The sequence below is a fragment of the Methylomonas lenta genome (assembly GCF_001644015.1).
In the GTDB taxonomy this organism is placed as follows: domain Bacteria; phylum Pseudomonadota; class Gammaproteobacteria; order Methylococcales; family Methylomonadaceae; genus Methylomonas; species Methylomonas lenta.
This window is the reverse complement of sequence record NZ_LUUI01000048.1, coordinates 1-1,348: the sequence shown is the minus strand read 5'-3', so window position 1 is coordinate 1,348 and position 1,348 is coordinate 1. Positions and strand designations below refer to the sequence as shown.

Below are 1,348 nucleotides of genomic sequence, written 5' to 3'. Positions count from 1 at the left end.
TAAAGTGGACCCCGAAATCCGGACAGTAGTTTAAGCTATGCTCTGACGGAAAATAAGAGGCAGAAAATGAGCGAACGCAAACGAAAGATATTTACAGGGTCCCAAAAAGCCAAGGTTGCCTTGGAAGCGATTAGAGGGACGAAGACGATCAATGAAATCGCCCAAGAGCACGCCGTGCATCCAACGCAGGTCAGTCAATGGAAAAAAGAGTTGATGGATAATGCCGGCAGTCTGTTCGAAGGCAAGCGCGGGCCGAAACCGGTCAATGCTCAGAACGATCCGGACCGGTTGTACGCGAAGATTGGGCAACTCAATATGGAGCTGGATTGGCTTAAAAAAAAGTCTGGACTCAGCCTGTAGAAGAGCGCCAGACTTGGGTTGCAGCCGATGACGCGTTGCCTTTATCCCGGCAGTGCCAGTTGCTCAAAGTCACGCGTTCCGTAGTGTACGAGCAGAAAAAACATCGATTGAAAGCCGTTGACAAGGATGAATGTCTATTGCTGCGTTTGCTCGATGAGGAATATACGCGGCACCCTTTTTATGGCTCTCGGCGGATGACGAAGTATCTGTGTGGCTGTGGACATGCGGTAAATCGCAAGCGGGTTCAGCGTTTGATGCGAACGCTGGGGTTGGCGGGCATGGCGCCCGGCCCCAATACCAGCAAGCCGCATCCACAGCACAAGCTTTATCCGTACCTGTTGAGGGGGGTCGACATCATCCGACCCAATCAGGTTTGGAGTACTGACATCACCTATATTCGGCTGCCGCGCGGCTTTGTCTATCTGGTGGCGATCATCGACTGGTACAGCCGTAAGGTACTGGCATGGCGATTGTCAAATACCATGGACGCCGGGTTTTGTGTGGACTGTCTGGAAGAAGCCATCAAAGCTTACGGAGCGCCCGAGATCTTCAATAGTGACCAGGGATCGCAATTCACCAGCGACGCCTTCACCGGCGTATTGATCGAGCACGGTATTACGATCAGCATGGATGGACGAGGTCGGGCTCTGGACAATATTTTTGTCGAGCGGCTATGGCGAACGGTGAAATACGAAGAGGTGTATTTAAAACAGCACGGTAGCCTGCAGGACTTGTTGATGGGCTTGACTCGTTACTTCATGTTTTACAACGAGGAGCGGCTACATCAATCATTGGATTACAAAACGCCGGACAGAGTGTATCAAACGGCTGCGGGCGGTGGTGCCAAGATTGTGGATAAATTTAACGAGGCGACGGAAACGTCAGCTCTCGTTTAGAAGAATTGGGACAGCGCCATTCAGCTGGAGTGTGAACAGGGCTCTATCTTAAATTCGGTAATAATTTGTCTGGACAATGGGGTCCACTTTAC

At 51.2% G+C, this 1,348-nt stretch carries 1 protein-coding gene; it reads left to right on the top strand.

Features of this window, described 5'->3' with window-relative positions; all coding sequences use genetic code 11:
• Positions 1–66 precede the first annotated feature (66 nt).
• A protein-coding gene (locus A1359_RS03435; protein WP_157200448.1) for an IS3 family transposase occupies positions 67–1,256 on the top strand; the annotation gives its coding sequence in 2 pieces (ribosomal slippage) (positions 67–346 and positions 346–1,256; 1,191 coding nt in all).
• The last annotated feature ends 92 nt before the right edge of the window (positions 1,257–1,348 follow it).